The 17,529-nt window shown below is 40.4% G+C and carries 18 protein-coding genes, 1 rRNA gene and 1 riboswitch; of the genes, 7 read left to right on the top strand and 12 right to left on the bottom strand.

Annotated features, from left to right (window positions below; genetic code table 11):
* A 5S ribosomal RNA gene (rrf, locus tag C3420_RS10015) occupies positions 1-110 on the top strand; the annotation flags it as partial.
* A gap of 730 nt (positions 111-840) precedes the next feature.
* Here the strand turns inward: rrf and C3420_RS10020 are convergent.
* The 10 genes from C3420_RS10020 to C3420_RS10065 all read right to left on the bottom strand — a co-directional run bounded on the left by C3420_RS10020 (position 841) and on the right by C3420_RS10065 (position 9,584).
* Positions 841-1,257 carry a roadblock/LC7 domain-containing protein gene (locus C3420_RS10020; protein ID WP_004809610.1) on the bottom strand — a complete coding sequence of 139 codons (417 nt, stop codon included), beginning with the start codon at positions 1,255-1,257 and terminating at the stop codon, positions 841-843.
* A 10-nt stretch (positions 1,258-1,267) separates the two neighbouring features.
* Complete coding sequence (locus C3420_RS10025) at positions 1,268-1,804, bottom strand: GTP-binding protein (protein WP_103801063.1); 537 nt, start codon at positions 1,802-1,804, stop codon at positions 1,268-1,270.
* A gap of 192 nt (positions 1,805-1,996) precedes the next feature.
* Positions 1,997-2,557, bottom strand: a complete 561-nt coding sequence (locus C3420_RS17620; RefSeq protein ID WP_228152959.1) for a hypothetical protein — start codon at positions 2,555-2,557, stop codon at positions 1,997-1,999.
* A gap of 285 nt (positions 2,558-2,842) precedes the next feature.
* Positions 2,843-3,202, bottom strand: a complete 360-nt coding sequence (locus C3420_RS10035; protein ID WP_004895102.1) for a hypothetical protein — start codon at positions 3,200-3,202, stop codon at positions 2,843-2,845.
* Positions 3,203-3,678: 476 nt separating this feature from the next.
* Entirely contained in the window at positions 3,679-4,260 is a 582-nt protein-coding gene (locus C3420_RS10040; RefSeq protein WP_004809600.1) for a lytic transglycosylase domain-containing protein, read from the bottom strand.
* 134 nt (positions 4,261-4,394) lie between these two features.
* A complete protein-coding gene (locus C3420_RS10045; protein WP_008306269.1) occupies positions 4,395-4,880 on the bottom strand; it encodes a GNAT family N-acetyltransferase in 486 nt (161 codons plus the stop codon).
* Between the two features lie 112 nt (positions 4,881-4,992).
* Complete coding sequence (locus C3420_RS10050; RefSeq protein WP_103800116.1) at positions 4,993-6,192, bottom strand: acyl-CoA dehydrogenase family protein; 1,200 nt, start codon at positions 6,190-6,192, stop codon at positions 4,993-4,995.
* A 23-nt stretch (positions 6,193-6,215) separates the two neighbouring features.
* A complete protein-coding gene (locus C3420_RS10055) occupies positions 6,216-7,502 on the bottom strand; it encodes an acyl-CoA dehydrogenase family protein (RefSeq protein ID WP_171294464.1) in 1,287 nt (428 codons plus the stop codon).
* A 252-nt stretch (positions 7,503-7,754) separates the two neighbouring features.
* Positions 7,755-9,128: an ABC1 kinase family protein gene (locus tag C3420_RS10060; protein ID WP_103800114.1), complete on the bottom strand. Its 1,374-nt coding sequence runs from the start codon at positions 9,126-9,128 to the stop codon at positions 7,755-7,757.
* Between the two features lie 147 nt (positions 9,129-9,275).
* The gene (locus C3420_RS10065) at positions 9,276-9,584 is read right to left on the bottom strand and encodes a hypothetical protein (protein WP_004809591.1); all 309 of its coding nucleotides are present in this window, start codon (positions 9,582-9,584) and stop codon (positions 9,276-9,278) included.
* Between the two features lie 199 nt (positions 9,585-9,783).
* On the opposite strand from C3420_RS10065, the gene C3420_RS10070 reads away from it, so the two are divergent.
* From C3420_RS10070 to C3420_RS10090, 5 genes are all read left to right on the top strand, one after another.
* Entirely contained in the window at positions 9,784-10,167 is a 384-nt protein-coding gene (locus C3420_RS10070) for a hypothetical protein (protein WP_004895092.1), read from the top strand.
* Positions 10,168-10,525: 358 nt separating this feature from the next.
* Entirely contained in the window at positions 10,526-11,536 is a 1,011-nt protein-coding gene (gene prmB, locus C3420_RS10075; protein ID WP_004809587.1) for a 50S ribosomal protein L3 N(5)-glutamine methyltransferase, read from the top strand.
* A 12-nt stretch (positions 11,537-11,548) separates the two neighbouring features.
* On the top strand, positions 11,549-12,643 hold the full coding sequence (gene aroC / locus C3420_RS10080; RefSeq protein WP_103800113.1) for a chorismate synthase: 1,095 nt from the start codon (positions 11,549-11,551) through the stop codon (positions 12,641-12,643).
* 404 nt (positions 12,644-13,047) lie between these two features.
* Positions 13,048-13,956 (top strand): AEC family transporter, encoded by a 909-nt coding sequence (locus tag C3420_RS10085; RefSeq protein WP_103800112.1) that lies wholly within the window; start codon positions 13,048-13,050, stop codon positions 13,954-13,956.
* Between the two features lie 240 nt (positions 13,957-14,196).
* Positions 14,197-14,284, top strand: a riboswitch (glycine riboswitch).
* A gap of 131 nt (positions 14,285-14,415) precedes the next feature.
* Positions 14,416-15,663 (top strand): D-amino acid dehydrogenase, encoded by a 1,248-nt coding sequence (locus tag C3420_RS10090; protein ID WP_103800111.1) that lies wholly within the window; start codon positions 14,416-14,418, stop codon positions 15,661-15,663.
* Positions 15,664-15,709: 46 nt separating this feature from the next.
* Here C3420_RS10090 and C3420_RS10095 read toward each other — a convergent pair whose 3' ends face one another.
* Positions 15,710-16,369, bottom strand: coding sequence for a hypothetical protein (locus C3420_RS10095; protein WP_103800110.1), 660 nt, complete (start codon positions 16,367-16,369; stop codon positions 15,710-15,712).
* A 99-nt stretch (positions 16,370-16,468) separates the two neighbouring features.
* Here C3420_RS10095 and ispF point away from each other — a divergent pair, with 99 nt between their 5' ends.
* The gene (gene ispF, locus C3420_RS10100) at positions 16,469-16,957 is read left to right on the top strand and encodes a 2-C-methyl-D-erythritol 2,4-cyclodiphosphate synthase (protein WP_103800118.1); all 489 of its coding nucleotides are present in this window, start codon (positions 16,469-16,471) and stop codon (positions 16,955-16,957) included.
* On the opposite strand, the gene C3420_RS10105 is transcribed toward ispF, so the two are convergent.
* Positions 16,945-17,469: a protein tyrosine phosphatase family protein gene (locus C3420_RS10105; protein ID WP_103800119.1), complete on the bottom strand. Its 525-nt coding sequence runs from the start codon at positions 17,467-17,469 to the stop codon at positions 16,945-16,947. The two genes, ispF and C3420_RS10105, sit on opposite strands and share 13 nt — an antisense overlap.
* Between the last annotated feature and the right edge of the window lie 60 nt (positions 17,470-17,529).

Consider the following 17,529-nt stretch of genomic DNA (forward strand, 5'->3'; position numbering starts at 1 on the left):
CGACCATAGCAAGAGTGAACCACCTGATCCCTTCCCGAACTCAGAAGTGAAACCTCTTAGCGCTGATGGTAGTGTGGGGTTTCCCATGTGAGAGTAAGTCATCGCCAGCTCATTATTCTAAACACCCTCTGCCAAATGGCAGGGGGTGTTTTTTTTATGGCCGAGATTTAATCAAAAGCTTGCAAATATTATTTTTATATAAAGCCACAGCAGAAAATCTGCACACTATATAAATTCATAGTGGTTGTTATCTTCTAGGATGAATTCCCTGTAATCGATTTTAGTAGTGTTTTTTAGCTGATGCTTAAGTGCAGTATCGCTATTAAATACTTCGCTACAGTGCCTAGGAGGACGGGTGAAAGGTGAATAACTTTGTTTACCTACCACCATGGTGGTAATAAAACGTTTTGCGAGCTATCGGTAGATAGACTTATAGCTGTATGGACTCAAATGCCTTATATGAAGGGTATTGATATCTACGGTGTATATTTCATAAAGGATGAAAGATTTACCTATAAGTATTATTTTTAGTTATATGCTGTACGTTTATATAGAAACTTAGATCGTTAAATTACTGGTTCTTTATTCAGGATTATTTAAATTAAAATTGTGATTAAGTAATATCCTATAAATCAGGCAGAAGTAACAGCTGCTCCCGTGATGGCTAGTTTGGGCTCTGCCATTTTATTTGTCTTACTTTTAATCAGTTCAGCTATAGTCGACCATATATTTAAATATGCTTTTCTCGTAGGAATCTCGACTGGAATTATGAGTAGTTATTATGAATCTTGATTATGTAATATTACAAGCCTGACTCAAGCTTGTAATATTTATATGGAATCAGATTTGAAAGTTAGAAATATCCTGAGCAATTTTTTTCGTGCAATATAACAGTTGACCTAAAAGTACATCATTAGTGGTCATGGCTAGGATCAGCATAGGAAACTTTGGATGCGGAATTGCAGTTAGGATCGCTTTACCATTATTAGCATCCAGTGTAATGCTTTGACAGCCTTCCAGCTGTAATTCCTGCATAAATGCCTGGACCATAGCTACAATAGAACTACTTACGGCTGCAAGTTTTCCTTTACCGTTAGTTTTAATTTTTTCAAATGAGGCTAATTCAAATCCATCTGAAGAGCACAGCATGATAAGTTCTATACCTTGCACATTGAATAAGAGTTCTTGAATCTGCTTGGCTGCAAATTCAGTTAATTCTTGGGGAGCAGTACGTTTTGCAAGATTATTTAAGGACATGGAATTTTCTTCAGACAGTAAGTTGAACTTCAGCTGTGGCGATCAAGGCATCAACCAGCATTAAAACATCATTTTTTTCACGGGCATCAATAAAGAACATTGGATAAGTACTGTCTTGCTTTTCAGCCCAGCCATGATAGACAGCAGCATTATTTTTAGCTTTCTTATCAATATGTGTAATGCCAATCACAACGTTTTTAACTTTATCTTTGAAGTAATTCAAATAAAATTCTAGCTCTTCTAGTGGCTCATCAATACTGTCATCAATCAGTAATATTACTTCAATAGCGCCTTGTGTAATTACGTTCCAGATAAAATTAAAGCGTTGCTGGCCTGGTGTGCTAAATAAGCCGACTTTGACCCCATCTTCCAGGACCAGTTCACCATAATCGATACCGACTGTTGTTAGTGATTTTTGGTGTGCTTCAAGGTCGGTATTAATTGCTTCGGTACTTAATACATCAATATTAGAAATGGTGCGAATGGCTGTAGTCTTGCCAGCACCCATGCTACCAGCAAATACCAATTTAAATTGGTGCAAGATCAAACTGAATTACTCCTAGATACCGAGCTTCTTACGTAATTTGCTAAAGAAACCCATCATTTTATTAGCTTCCTTTTGAACAGCGGCAGTTGCATGCTGTGTGAATTTGGCTTGATCCGATGAGATTGGTTCAAGCATATTGGCTAGTTGTGAAGCACATAGAAATTGATGAATATATTTTTCACCTAATTTCAACTATTGTTGTGCATAGGCAACTGATGAACCTTCACTGAAAAGGGCAGCTAATTTGAATAGATCTTTGCGCTGGTCGAAATCTTTAATTTGTGGCCATTTAGCTAAGCGGTAATAGTCTGGATATTCAAGTTTAGTAAATTGCAGGTAATGCCATACAAAATTCCAGATCCCTTGGTTAAGATCTTCTGGACGCACTTGAGCGCGAAATTGCACAATACTATTTAGATCGGCAGGTTCAAGGCTGAATTCTGAATCAGGTTGCGGATACCAGTCGATTGCTGGATAGAAGCAATGTTGTTCCAGATCAATAAGAGCTACATGTTTATCACTATTTTTAATCATGTATTTGCTATGACCTGATGGCTGAAATAGCTCATCTAGTATTAATTTAAATGAGTGATATGCTATTTTGGCGCTACAAGAGGGCAATATTAATATCGGTTGTTCAATTGAATGAGACGATTGAGTGCCTGATAAAAATTCACGTTGTAACCATTCAATTAAAGCATGGGGGTGTTCAAAGGGTAAGAATAATGTATTTTCAATCACCTGAGATGACAATGTAGGGTTTTTCTCAACTTATAGAAGTGTAAGATTATTATTTTTAATTTTTTGAATATGGGGTAAATCGACAAAATCAGCATTTACTAATAAAAGCTGTAGTTTTTGGTCAGTAAGATTGGTTCATATCAGATTATATTTTTCACTTAAAACATCAACCATTGTACTTTTAAATACATTTATTAAAGATAGGCTGAGTCCAAAAATGGAAATATAGAGAGTATCTTTCATGAGGATATGCTCAATTTAAGGGTTACCGGAAAAAGTAACCCTCAAATAGCTTAATTAAGCAAAATCTAAACCTTTTTCAAAGTGTTTCAATTCATGACGTGCCATAGCCAGGTTTGAACGACTACGGTCAAGAACTAGATAAAGGAATAAATTTTCATTTGAATCAAGTGGGCGTAGCAAGTGATATTGTTTACCTAAAGTGATTAGAATGTCTTCGATAGAATCATTCAGATTCAGGCTCGCTGCTACACGACGTTTAGCACGTACAACTTCTGTGTTGCCTGCAGCTGCGAGCTCAAGATCAATTGTATTATTGCCAAGAGTTGCTAATGCAAGACCGCTTTCGCTGTCTACGAGTGCTGCTGCAACGAAACCGTCAATATCTGTAAGTGCATCTAAAGTAAGCTTGGCCATACTATCCCCTGGAAAATTTTAAATAATAAAGATAAAAAAATATCGCAAGAATGTTTATATAAAAGAACCAAGAATACAAGTTAGAATAAATCGAAAATATTTAGAAATTAGCTTATATGAAAACTATTAATTGAAATAGAGTATTATTTAAAATTAATTTAAAAATGATTTTATGTGACTTAATTCTTATTAATTTTAAATATTAACATCATATTTGAATAACTAATTATATGCATAAGCTGATTCATTATGTATTAATATTGTAAATAATATAAAAAAATATAACAGAGAATTTTAAATATTGTATTAATAAACAATATAAGTTTTGATATATTTGAATCAAAATGTGATTTAAATGCTATATAAAAATTTAATAGTGACGTGGGTCAAATAATATTATAAAAGTGGAAAATCATGGTTTAGATGAATAATTAAGCATAATCTATAATTATGCTTAATTACATCTATTAGAAAAACTAAATTGAGTTTTTTAACGTTTTTTTATGGTTAAGTACCTGTTTAGCGTATTTTTTACCTTGCTTACGCATCTTGCGATTATTTTCAAAACCAGATGGACCGACATTATAATATCCTAGCCCCTTTTTTAAGTCGCCTGCAGATTGTTGATAACGCGCTAATATATAGGAGCCACATTGGACATTGGTGGCTTCATGGAATAAATCAGCTCCACAACTACTTTGCCAATAACGTGGAATAATTTGCATTAAACCTACAGCACCAGCGGATGAGCTGACATACGGACGATAGGTAGATTCTTGTCGGATTACTGCTGCGACTAAGAGTGGATCTAAATTGTGCTGTTCGGCACTTTTAATAATCAGTGGCGATACGCGATTTGCTGTTTCTGGAGAGATAGAATATGCATTTTGTATCCCTTTGGAAAGTTTAGCTGAGCGTTTTTCTATGGAACCTCCACCTAAAGAAGAACATGCAGTTAAAGTAATTGCACTGCCTAGGAGGATGAGTCGTTTGAAATGCGAAGGTGTAAAAAAATGAGATAAAAGACGTTTTAAGGAAAAGGACTTAAAGTAGGTCAAAATTAAATATCCGCATTATAAAATTAATTTGATACTAAAAAATGAACTGTTCAGCGTCAAGCTGATTAGCCTTTTAAACCTGAGCTACAATAATTTTTGCAGCTTTTTGGCTTGATCTTTACTTGAGGCATATTTTATATAGTTTTCAGCATCCAGATTTCACACGCTTCACTATGCCCCGTATTTCCTTCAGGATATGCCAGATGTTCAAAGCCCAGTTTTTCATAGAGTTTGACAGCTTGCCAAAGGGATTTTGTCGTTTCCAGATAAATCTTATGAAATTTCTGTTGCTGTGCGAAATCAAAAGCCAGATTCAAAATCTGTTTGGCAAACCCATGTTGACGAATGGCTGGGAGGAAATACATTTTCTGGATTTCTAGAATGCTATTATCACCTTGTAAGGGAGCAATGCCACCACCACCATAAATTTGATCATCTTCATCGACAATAACCCAGTAAGCAGCGTTTGGTTGTTGATAAACCTGATATAAGCTGTCCAGAATAGAATCACCTACTGCAAAACCGGATTCAGCAGCAAGACCAAATTCAATAGAAACTTCACGAATAATTTTGGCAATTTGGGGATTATCTTTAGGCTGGATCGGTCGAATAGAATACATAAATCATAAAATGTAAAAAAAGATGGAAATTTTATAGTCCTAAAACTGTAAAAAATCCATCTTTTTAGCTTATAAATCCATCAATGAGTCAGCATGTTAGAGATTCTACGGCTTACTTCAGCTCACTAGATGATTTACCCAGCTCACGACGAGCAATAATCAGCTGTTGGATTTGCTGGGTACCTTCAAAGATATCGAGGATTTTTGAGTCACGAGCCCATTTTTCGAGTAGCTCAGTCTCGCTATAACCTGCAGAAGATGCTAACTCGACGCACTTTAAAGTGATTTCATTAGCAATACGACCAGCCTTGGCTTTGGCAATTGAAGCTTCGCGAGAGTTGGGTTTACGATTGTCTGCCATCCAGGCTGCTTTGAGCATCAGCAGTCGAGCTGCTTCCCATTCTGCTTCCATCCGGTAAATCTGCGCTGCAATATGGGAGGTCTGTAAATAGGGTGTACCGTAATCCGTATCTAGCTGGTCTTTGAATATCTCTTTGATTCGTTCTAGAGATGCTTTGGAACAGCCAATTGCCATTGCAGCAACCAGTGGTCGGGTATTATCAAAAGTTTCCATGACCCCAGCAAAACCCTTGGCCACATCAATTTCAGCATGTCCAAGCAAATTAGCAGCAGGTATACGACAATCGATAAAACTAATTGCAGCCGTATCCGAGGCTTTAATGCCTAGCTTATGTTCCAGACGCTCGATTTTCATGCCGGGTGTGCCTTTAGGTACGACAAAGGATTTGATTGCAGCACGGCCAAGTTTTTTATCTAAAGTCGCCCAGACCACAACCGCATCTGCACGTTCGCCAGAGGTGACAAAGATTTTTTCACCATTCAGGATATAGTCATCACTCTCTTTAATGGCGGTGGTACGAATGGCGGCTGAATCCGAACCACAGCCTGGTTCAGTGATTGCCATCGCTGCCCAGATGCCATGAAAGCGTTGTAACTGTTCCTCATTAGCAACAGCAGCAATGGCTGAATTTCCTAAACCTTGACGCGGCATGGATAAAAGCAGTCCGGTATCGCCATAACACATTTCGACAATACTAAGTGCTGTCGACATATTTACACCATTTTTATTGCTTTCATCGTTATCACCGCGTTTATTGACCGCAGCTCCCGCATTCATGCCTTCGCTGCCTTGGTTCATGCCGTCGATGACAGAAGCGAGCATATTTAACTCTTTCGGATAAGCATGTTCAGCTTTGTCATATTTGCGTGAAATAGGGCGGAGTACATTTAGAGCAACTTCATGTGCCTGATCAATCAGCAATTTGAATTTTTTAGGATTTTGCAAGTTCATCTATTTTTTTCCTTATTCTTTGCTCAGGCATGAAGGCCAGAATGTACGATTGCTGTTGCTCTTAAGTCCCGATACCAGCGTTCTACCGGATGTTCCTTGGTGAAGCCATATCCGCCGAGGATCTGCACGCCATCTGTGCCAATTTTCATGGATTTTTCTGCACAGAGCAGACGGGCCAGATAAGCTTCACGATGAAAATCCTGTCCGGATTCTGCCAGACTGGCGGCATTCAGGATCAGCATTTGCATAGCATCAATTTCAATCGCCATATCTGCAATCATAAAAGCTACACTTTGCCGATGGGAAATTGGTTCACCAAAGGCTGTGCGTTCATTGGCATATTGCACACAGTATTTTTTAACCGCTTCACAGGTACCGACCGCCATGGCACACCACATCAAGTTACCCAGATCAATAAAAGCGGTGTAATCAAAATCGTCATCTCCCAGGCGTTGTGCCAGTGTGTTATTAAATTTTAGATTCATGGTTTGAGTGGCTTTCAGGCCCATAGCCGGAGATTTTTGTGCAGTAATAGTATTATTGCGTTGCACAATAAATACTTCGGTTTTGCCATTCAGATCTGCACTGACCAGATAGATATCAGCAGTTTCTCCGAGCATCACCAAGGTTTTTTCACCATTAATTAAATAGTGATCTCCATTCGACGTTGCTTTAGTTTTTAACTGATAAGGATTAAAGGCAGCTGTTACTTCCTGTACTGCGAAGGTAGCTTTAAGATGAGGATCATCAGCGAATGCAGTCAAATACTCAGTCTGAACCTGTTCTGAACCCCAACGGGTAATCGCATTAATCACACTAAAGGTAGAAAGCAGTCCAGCAGTCAGACTGAAATCACCTTGAGCCAACTGTTGAGCCATCAGGACATTGCTGACGATATTCTGTTCTGTAGCAACGCCACCTAGAGCTTCAGGCAGCGCATAAAAATTAAGACCCAGATCGGTTGAATATTGCCAGAGTTCCTCTGGAAAGATTTCATGATGATCTGCATCATGTGCCAAAGGATAAAGGACTTCGCTGGCAAACTGTTGCATCGCCTCACATGTCATTTGCTGTTCTTCAGTCAGATTCAGATCAAACAGTGATTTGGACTGATGTGTTAAACGCTGTCTTTGAATTTTCTGACCAGATTTCAGAATTTTCTGAGTTTGGCTGAGTGTTTTAAAACCTGCTTTGGAGCTTTGATAAAGTGATTTTTCTAAAAATTTACGCAGCTTTAATTGGTCGAGTAAATCACTTCCAGCCACTTTGGTCAGGATGGACAAGCCAAATCCTTGTGCTTTGTTCACCATATTGTTCATTCTAATTATCCTACGGGGTGTTATCTTATTTGCCTGATGTTGACATGCAGCTCTAGAAAAAACCATGTCATCAATGACATGAATCATTGTCAATCTATCATTAAAATAAAGAGAGGATTTAAATATTTAAGATATTGAAAATAAATAGAAAAATAAAATAAGAAAAATTTGGTTTTTATCAAAAATTGACCCGAATGACAAAATCATCCGGGTCTTATATAAGGCTAATAATAACTTAGTCTATTAGAGGTGACGTTTAATCATTGCGCGTACATTAGTTTTCGCATCAATCACCGTCATGAAGGTATAAGCGCCAATGAACTTACGGCTGATAAACATAAATTCTTTAGGCGGTACACTGAAATAACGTGAAGCCATAGATTTAGAAGCCTGCTGCATCACACGGCTATGAAGCTGGCTTTTTTTCCAGTTATAGCGGTCATGTTCATCCATCACACCTGGAGGCAAGTCTTTATTGTTCATTGGCGAGCTGAAGGCTTCTGTGGCTAACAGAAAGACTTTTGCCATATCCGGTTTGATGCTAGGCGGAATAGAATCAAAGAATTCATAACCGGTCATGGCTTTCACCATCATGTCTGAATCATGATGATAACCGGCCTGGATCAGGTTACGCGCTACATTGAGTAGATGCTGGTCAAACTGACGGATTGCACCGAAGTCGAGAAGCACAATCTTGTCCTGGATATTTTCGCCATCCCCTAGACGTACCAGGTAATTGCCGAAATTCGGGTCAGTCTGCATCTCGCCCCATTCAAAAATCTCACGTACAGCGATTTCAAGGGAAGCTTCACCCAGTTTATTACGACGTTCCTGTGGTAGAGACAGCATCACTGGACTATTGATCGGTACACCACGTTCAAAGGTCATACAGAGCACGCGATCGGTCGAGTAATCTTCAATAATGGTCGGTACGATATAACGTGGATCATTTTGCAGACGTTGACGGAAACGGCGGGTTGTCGCAGCTTCAATTTTGTAGTCCACTTCACGATGCATCATTTCACGAACTTCATCAAACCACTGATCAAATTCACGGGTTTGCGGCACCATACGGGTCAATTTGAGCATGTTCTTAAACAGGCTCATATCTGAGTCAATCGCTTCTGCAACGCCTGGATACTGGATTTTCAGTACCAGTTCCAGCCCGTCAGATTTGCGTTTGGCGCGATGTACCTGAGCCAGTGAGGCTGTTCCTAAAGGTTCATGATCAATAGTTAAATCATCAAGTTTTGAACCAAGCTGTGCTTGTAACTGCGCTTTAATCGCAGGCCAGGCCAAGGCTACAGTCTTATTATTTAATGTATTTAATGCCTGAGTGATTTCTTCAGGCAGAAAATGTTCGCCATAGAGCGCCATCATTTGGCCAATCTTGACGATAGAACCTTTCAGCTTGCCGATTTCTGCAACCAGATAATCTGCCTGCTCTTTCATGGCTTTTTTGCGTTTTTTCTCTTTCTCTTCTTCACTCGAGAACATTGAAGTGGCATTTGATGCTGCCCAGCGGGTGCCTGCAAGTAGGGATGCCTTGGCGATCGATAAGCGTCGATCCATGGATGAGGTTTTCAGTTGTTTGAGCTTATCGTTCTGATCTGACATGTAGAATAAATCCTTTCCCAGCATATAGCAGAATAAATCATTGTAGCGGATATTAACCTGTCTTCACGTATTAAAAAAGTTTTAACAGATTGAATTTACGCTAAACATGATCAGGCTCGATGACCTGTATTTATATTAGCCAAGGCATTATGGCATCTGAAATTGAATTTTTAATTCAGTTCTTTGTTGCAACTGTTGGATATTTGTTTGAATGTGCTGTTGAATCAATGTAATCACGGACTCATGCTGAAAGCCCAGAGCATAACCTTTAACAATCACGATACTGGGCAAACTAAAAAACAGGTAGCGTGCATCTTCTAGCGTTGCCTGCTGAAAAACACCTTGCTGAATTAACATGTCTTGCAAAAATGCCTTTTCCTGCTGCACGTTATGAGACTGTACATCATCCCAATAATTCAGGCGCATGGCCATCAGGTTGTTATGCTTGTAGCTCATAACATTCAACTCGTTTACTTGTATATCTTCGCTATATAATGGAGACAATTCTGAGAGTTTCAATTGCTCATTTGCATAAAATCGATGCTTATAAAGGAATAGGAATTTTCACTGGACTCAGGTAGTATCGGAATATAACTTAAAACAAAATTGATGAGTGCGATTGTAAGCATCATGCCAATTTGGCAAAGGGGAATGTATGCGTTTTGCATGGTTATTAACTGCTATTCTGGCAGGTACAGCTGTATATACACAAGCAGCTCAGGATTATTCAAGGGAATATTCACAGTGTATGAAGTTCACCTATGGTGACCGTACCAAGACTGAAAAATGTATTGCTAAGGAATTAAAAGGGCAGACTAAAATCTTGAAAAAAAGCTATAAAAATTATCTTAAATTAAACGCAAATAATGCTGCTGTAGTAAAAAACCATTATGCCTTGTTTGAATCCAGACTGGACAAGCAATGTGGTCGTATCCGTGCTGGAAACTACACCAAAATCCAGCAAGGGCAATGTGCCCTAGCCATGGTAATTGAGCAGTCCAATTATTATCAATCACGTTCTTTTGTCGGAAAACGCTGAGGATCTGATCGGTACTCAAAAGCATAACGGACATGTAAGTTTGTTATACTTTTTAAATTATGGCGAGAATTTGAGATTTATTAAAACTGGACAGAAGCGCTGAATAGGTGAGTCAGTATTATTTATCACCTACTTCATAAAACGTTCGATTTATCTCTCATACTTTAAAGCATTCAAATCCGGATTAAAGCGATCTATTGTTGACCATTCTCATCATCAAATAACAGGCTTCTAAAACCGGATTCAGCCAGAGTGGAGTCGTGCTGTTTTCGTATTTTTCATGGTTTTAGCATTATAAAAGCAGGCGAAACAAGGTATCATAAGGCGTTTTAAAATATGACCTCTGGAGACGCCTTAAGTGGATCGACCGACTATTAGCCCTGAACATTTGCAGGAAGCCGCTGAAAATCTAACAACCATTCGTGATTTTATCCGTTTTGGTGTTACAGCATTACGTCAATACGATGCGCACTTGGGCCAAGGCACAGAAGATTATTTTGCTGAAAGTTCAGCACTGGTTTTACAAACCCTTTCTCTGGACTGGAATGCTGATCCAGAAATTCTGGATTCAAAACTGCTTCCAAGTGAAAAAGAAGAGTTTTTGAATCTGTTAGGACGTCGTATCAATGAAAGAATGCCGACATCTTATCTATTAAATCTGGCTTATTTCTTTGGTAAGCCATTCTATGTGGATGAGCGTGTACTGATTCCACGTTCACCAATCGTTGAGCTGATTGAAAACCGTTTTGCACCATATTGCCTGGGCGAAAATGGTGAAATGGGTGCAGCGGTAAATAACCTGCCAGAAAATCCGAATCCAAAAACACCACAACGTATTCTGGACATGTGCACCGGTTCAGGCTGTATTGCGATTGCATTGGCATACGCTTTTCCAGATTCTGAAGTGGATGCAACCGATCTGTCTAAAGAGGCTTTAGAAGTAGCGCAGATCAACTGTGAGCATCATAACAAGCAGTATCAAGTGGCATTGCTTGAATCGGACCTGTTCGCAAAAATTCCAGCTGAAAATCAATATGATCTAATCGTGTCGAATCCTCCATATGTGGATGCAGAGGATATGGCAGATTTACCAGACGAATTCCACCACGAACCTGAAATGGCTTTGGCTGCAGGTCAGGATGGTCTCGATCTAGTACGTAAAATGCTGGCTCAAGCGGCTGATTACCTGACTGAAGATGGTCTGATTGTAATTGAAGTCGGCAACTCTGAATGGGCAATGAAGCAAAACTTCAATAAAGTTGATTTCCACTGGTTGCAGTTCCAACGTGGTGGTTCAGGTATCTTTGCATTGACTGCAGCCCAATGCCGTCAATATCGCGATTTATTTATTCAATCTGTTAATGCATAAGGAGTCGTTCACATGGCAGGTAATAGTATAGGGCAACTCTTCCGTGTAACGACTTGTGGTGAATCTCATGGTGTTGGCTTAATGGCCATTATTGATGGGGTTCCACCAGGGATTGAACTGTCTGAAGCGGATTTGCAAAAGGATCTGGACCGTCGTAAGCCGGGTACATCGAAATTTGCAACGCAGCGTAAAGAGCCGGATGAAGTGGAAATTATTTCCGGTGTGTTTGAGGGTAAAACCACCGGCACTTCAATCGGTCTTTTAATCCGCAATACTGACCAGAAATCGAAAGACTATGGCAATATCGCGCAGACTTTCCGCCCGGGTCATGCAGACTATACCTATACCCAGAAGTATGGTTTCCGTGATTATCGTGGCGGTGGCCGTTCAAGTGCACGTGAAACTGCAATGCGTGTGGCAGCGGGTGCGATTGCCAAGAAATTCCTGTTTGAGAAATTCGGTATTGAAATCCGCGGTCATGTCACCCAGATTGGCACTGAAAAAGCCGAGAAACTGGACTGGAATGAAGTTCCAAATAATCCGTTCTTCTGTGGTGATGTTGATGCCGTTCCACGTTTTGAGGCACTGGTCACGTCGTTGCGTGAACAAGGCACCAGTTGTGGCGCGCGCCTTGAAATTATTGCCTCTAAAGTCCCAGTAGGCTGGGGTGAGCCAGTATTCGATCGTCTGGATGCTGACATCGCGCATGCCATGATGTCTATTAACGCCGTTAAAGGTGTTGAGATTGGTGACGGTTTTGGCGTTGCTGAGCAGTTTGGTCATGAAACGCGTGATGAATTAACGACGGATGGCTTCTTAGCAAACCATGCCGGCGGTATTCTAGGTGGGATTTCTAGCGGTCAGGACATTCGCGTATCGATTGCTTTGAAACCAACTGCGTCTATTACCACGCCGGGTAAAACCATCACCATCAATCGTGAAGATACTGACGTGTTGACCAAAGGCCGTCATGATCCTTGTGTGGGTGTACGTGCGACTCCGATTGCTGAAGCTATGCTGGCGATTGTATTGATGGATCACTTTATGCGTCATCGTGCACAGAATGCCGATGTGGTTGCGCCGTTTGCACCAATTGAACCGAAATAATTCGCTTCTGATCTGAAGTGAATCCAAAAAGTCAGACTTCGGTCTGGCTTTTTTTATATCTGCAAAGGCAATAGATGATTTAGGTAGAGAGAAACTTATTTTTCCTATGCTTTTAAGAAGTTTAGGTTTATTAAAAATGAAATTCGAAAACTCATCCAAAAAATGATTCAAAAATTTTTAATGAGTTAGAAGGTTTAAAAGTTGAGGTATTAAATATTGCAAAAGAAGAAAGCTGGATTTAATTGGTTTATTATTAATTAAAACGCATAAGAGATTTTCTCTTACTTATTATCCATTGATTTTTCCACTATTTTCTCTCCTGCAACTCTTCGGTTGTTGTATCCTTAATCATTGACAGGCAGTTGGGTTCGATTGCCACAAAATTGCATGTTACGAGTGGCTCAATGCTTCATACTATCTTCAGCGTCCTGTTTCCACTGATTGCCCTAATTACCCTGGGTTATACATTAAAACAAAGGAAATGGTTAGAAGACGGATTTTGGCTGGGGGCAGAAAAGCTAAACTATTATGTACTATTTCCAATCATGCTATTCCTGAATCTGGCTACTGCTCAGATTCATATAGATATTATCCAGGATGTGGTGCTGGTTATTTCAATCATTACTGTACTGGTTTGTGCAGTGCTGTACAGTCTAAAAGCGATATACCGGATTAACTTTGCCCGATTTGGGGTCTATATACAAAGCATACTGCGCTTTAATACCTATATTGGCATTGCTGCGGTCAGCACCTTATTTGGGCAGGCAGGGATGACAGTATTTGCCGTCATTATGGTATTCTTTATTCCAGTCGTAAATACCGTTTCTGTGCTGGCATTTACTAAACCGGCCGATATGCAGTTTGGAAAAATTTTCATATCCCTCGCGAAAAATCCACTGATTTTAGGCTGTCTGGTAGGTGGGCTTTATAATCTGTCCGGATTGGGAATATGGCAGGGTATGAACCAGTTATTGAAACAGATGGCAGCATGCAGTTTGCCTTTAGGTTTGATGTGTGTCGGGGCAGCATTAAAGTTTGGGCAAATTAATCTGGATTTATGGCGCATCGTCTGGAACACAACTGGGCGTATGATCTGCATGCCATTGCTTGGCTTGGGGGTATGCAAGATACTCGGAATATCCACGCTGACCACTCAAGTGCTGGTACTGTTTTTCGCGTTACCCACAGCTTCTGCTTCTTATGTATTGACCAAAGTTCTGGGTGGAGACAGTGAACTTATGGCGAAAGTTATTAGTGTGCAAACCCTGGTTGCAGGATTAACCTTGCCATTATTCTTAAGTTTTATCATCTAGTTAAAAGAATCCAATAGAGAAATTTTTCACTCAAAATAGCCTAAGCAAATTAAAATTTTTAATTAATATAATCCTGTTTCAAATAACTTAATCAAATATCTAAAACTTCATTTAGATTTCATTTTATAGCTAAGCGAGCATAACGTATGCCTTGCTAATTACTGTGTCTTTACAACTTTGCACAGTAATTTTTTATTAAGCGCTATAGCATGGTATATAAATTGCAAAACAATACATATGCACATTATTGCAGGAGAGAAATGCACCCGCATTCGCCGAAGGAGCAACGACCCCGGAAACTCTCAGGCAGAAGGACTGTAATAATGCAAAACTCTGGAGAGAAGTGTTGAATCACTCACCGAAGGGGAAGGTTAAGGTATTGATCTCCAATACTGAAATCAAAGCTCTCAGGTAAAAATGACAGATGGGGCAGACATCATAATAAAAAAGGAGATGTCTATGCGTCATGTAATTGTCATTGGCGCCGGGATTACCGGCGTAACCACTGCTTATGAACTGGCTTTATTAGGGTATCACGTCACTGTAGTCGACCAGCATCTTTACCCTGCCATGGAAACCTCGTATGCCAATGGCGGGCAACTTTCCGCCTGTAATGCAGAAGTATGGAACCAAAAAGCGACGGTACTGAAAGGCCTGAAATGGATGTCGCAAAAAACTGCCCCATTACTGCTCAACCCGTCTTTTAGTATACATAAATACAGCTGGCTAATGGAATTTATGGGGAATATTCGTCATTACGAAACCAATACCCGGGAAACGGTAAAAATGGCGTTATTGGCCCGTAAACGTTTATTTGAAATTGCTGAAACAGAACAGATTGAGTTTGATCTGGAAAAGAGGGGAATCCTGCATTTTTATCATACCGAGCAGGATTATAAGGTCGCGATGAAGGTCAATGATCTGCTTTGCAGTGGTGGACTGGAACGCAATGCGATTTCCAATGAAGAAATTAAACAGATTGAACCCACTTTAACCGGTGATTATTATGCCGGCTTCTTTAGCCGTAGCGATGCTACCGGGGATATTCATAAATTTACTACAGGTCTGGCCAAGGCTTGTGCAGACAAAGGTGTACTTTTCCTGTTTGGTCAGAATGTACAGGCAGTAGAGCAGAAGGATGATTATATCCGGATCAGTTGTATGCCGAGCAGTGAAAACTCCAATACCAATCCGCAAGAACGACTGGAACTGAAAGCTGATGCCATCGTGGTCTGTGCCGGTGTGGGTAGTTATCAACTCTCTTATCTGTTGGGTGACCGGGTCAATGTCTATCCGGTGAAAGGATATTCAATTACCGTACAGCTTAACGATGAACAAAGTCAGCAAAATGCGCCGTGGGTCAGCCTGCTGGATGAAAGCGCTAAAATTGTGCTCTCCCGATTGGGTAAGGACCGACTGCGTATTGCGGGTACGGCAGAGTTTAATGGTTATAACCGCGACATTCGTGCTGACCGGATTCAGCCTTTAATTGACTGGACGCATCGTAATTTTGATATTTCCACTGAATATGTGATTCCCTGGACCGGATTAAGGCCAATGATGCCGAATATGATGCCAGTCGTGCGTCAAGGAAAACACAAGCGGGTGTTTTATAATACCGGACATGGACATTTAGGCTGGACGCTCTCTGCTGCGACAGCAGCAATGATCAGCCAGCAGGTGGCTCAAAACTATCCTGTAGCTTAAAACAAAAAAGATCATCCTCGGATGATCTTTTGTTAATTGAATGAGTTTAGTCATATAGGCGATAGACACCGCTAAAGCGTTCACAGCCTTTCTGCTGGGTCTTTACCAAAAGAATGGCCTTAGTATAGTGGAATTCATACTTACAGTCGTTTTCGTTATCAGTGATTTCAGTTTTAGCTTCAGGAGTGGTATAAGCTAAAAAAGGGATAGTTTGAGTATCTATACGATTTTTAGGACTGCGATAGGCAATACCTTCGATCTTGATGCGGTCTTTACTGAGCTGATGGACTTTCAGGTGTGCCGGCTGTTTGGCAATCTGGCCCTGTTCAAATTTTAAATAATGCTGGGTCAGGCTTTGATTTAAAGAAATAAAGATATTCAGATCATCTAAACGCACGTCAAACTGCTGTTTATAACAGTCTAGTGTTTTGCACTGTTGTAAGCGGGTTAGCCATAGTTGATGCGTATCCTGAATAATACTTAAAGGTGCATCAGTAATCAGGTAGGCCGTGAGATACTGGCTCGCCAGATTTTTTCTAAATTCAGCCAGAGACACGGAACACAGCGTCGAAGTTGCTTTACTGGCTTGTGAGCTATCTGAACATTCTAGCGGACGTACGGATGCTGCAGCACCTGTTGCCAAAGTGCTCAAACCCAGCATGAGACCCAGAAGTTTCATCATTTTTATATCAGTTTTCAGCAGCATGATCGCTTATACTTTCACTGTGTTACGCTTGGTCTAACTATAGCGAAATAGAAACGAAGTGTACAAGATTTCAATTGGTTATTTCTAAGGATGAAAACAGTGGTTGCACAAATTCGAATTGGTCAGGGGCTGGATGTGCATGCATTCGAAGAAGGTGGTTTTGTCACACTGGCAGGCGTGAAAATTCCACATACCCATGGCCTCAAAGCACACTCGGATGGTGACGTTGTATTACATGCATTATGTGATGCTTTATTAGGTGCATTGGCGCTGGGAGATATCGGTCAGCATTTTCCAGATACGGATCCTAATTTTAAAGGTGCTGACAGTCGTGTATTGTTGAAGCACGTGTATCAGCTGATCTTGGATCGTGGTTATGTATTGAATAATGCAGATATTACTGTGGCCTGTGAACGTCCAAAACTGGCAAAGCATAATCTGGAAATGCGTCAAAGCATTGCAGATGTACTAGAAGTAGATGTAACCCAGATTAGCGTTAAGGCGACGACAACAGAAAAGCTGGGCTTTACCGGGCGTCAGGAAGGCATTCTGTCTATGGCGACGGTCCTGATCGCTCATGCAAAGTGATCAGGATTAATCATTGCCAATTTAAGTTCTTCAGTTGCTTTACGGCCTTGTAGCTGTAAGGCAACAGCATGCAATAGACCCGTCCAGGTGTCGTTCGGTTCCCAGATCTGATGCAGGCTTGCTTGCGCCGTCGGTAGATCCATATCCATATAGTATTGGCGATATAAATACATCAGGCTGCTGACATGGAAGTTCTGGTTGCAATGTACCCAAACGGCTTGTTGCTTGATGAGATGATCAATCATGTCCAGCACTAGCAGGCATTGATCATCGGATGGCATTTCCCATGAAATTGGCAGCTGGATATAGTTGAGTCCAAGCTCCAGACAGATTTTATCTTCATGGTCCAGGTGAGGCTCTGCATCGCTCAAAGCTACATTGATAATGGTCGAGATCCCGTATTCCTTTATCAGTTTGAGCTGTTCTGCTGTTGGCTGGCCTGAAGTAAACAGGTGCTCATGGATGAATTGAAAATTATTGATTTGACAGAGTGCAGTTTCAATTTCATTCATCAGATCATTTTCCTTATGTAGAAATGCAAACGCCATCTTACGATGGCGCTTTGATCAATC

This window comes from Acinetobacter sp. ACNIH3, assembly GCF_002918965.1.
Classification (GTDB): Bacteria; Pseudomonadota; Gammaproteobacteria; order Pseudomonadales; family Moraxellaceae; genus Acinetobacter; species Acinetobacter schindleri.

Coding starts and splice junctions, on each gene's coding strand:
- C3420_RS10020 (WP_004809610.1), bottom strand. CDS start 1,257: ATGTCCTTAAATAATCTTGCAAAACGTACTGCTCCCCAAGAATTAACT.
- C3420_RS10035 (WP_004895102.1), bottom strand. CDS start 3,202: ATGGCCAAGCTTACTTTAGATGCACTTACAGATATTGACGGTTTCGTT.
- C3420_RS10045 (WP_008306269.1), bottom strand. CDS start 4,880: ATGTATTCTATTCGACCGATCCAGCCTAAAGATAATCCCCAAATTGCC.
- C3420_RS10050 (WP_103800116.1), bottom strand. CDS start 6,192: ATGAACTTGCAAAATCCTAAAAAATTCAAATTGCTGATTGATCAGGCA.
- C3420_RS10055 (WP_171294464.1), bottom strand. CDS start 7,502: ATGGTGAACAAAGCACAAGGATTTGGCTTGTCCATCCTGACCAAAGTG.
- C3420_RS10060 (WP_103800114.1), bottom strand. CDS start 9,128: ATGTCAGATCAGAACGATAAGCTCAAACAACTGAAAACCTCATCCATG.
- C3420_RS10065 (WP_004809591.1), bottom strand. CDS start 9,584: ATGAGCTACAAGCATAACAACCTGATGGCCATGCGCCTGAATTATTGG.
- C3420_RS10070 (WP_004895092.1), top strand. CDS start 9,784: ATGCGTTTTGCATGGTTATTAACTGCTATTCTGGCAGGTACAGCTGTA.
- aroC (WP_103800113.1), top strand. CDS start 11,549: ATGGCAGGTAATAGTATAGGGCAACTCTTCCGTGTAACGACTTGTGGT.
- C3420_RS10085 (WP_103800112.1), top strand. CDS start 13,048: ATGCTTCATACTATCTTCAGCGTCCTGTTTCCACTGATTGCCCTAATT.
- C3420_RS10090 (WP_103800111.1), top strand. CDS start 14,416: ATGCGTCATGTAATTGTCATTGGCGCCGGGATTACCGGCGTAACCACT.
- C3420_RS10095 (WP_103800110.1), bottom strand. CDS start 16,369: ATGCTGCTGAAAACTGATATAAAAATGATGAAACTTCTGGGTCTCATG.
- C3420_RS10105 (WP_103800119.1), bottom strand. CDS start 17,469: ATGAATGAAATTGAAACTGCACTCTGTCAAATCAATAATTTTCAATTC.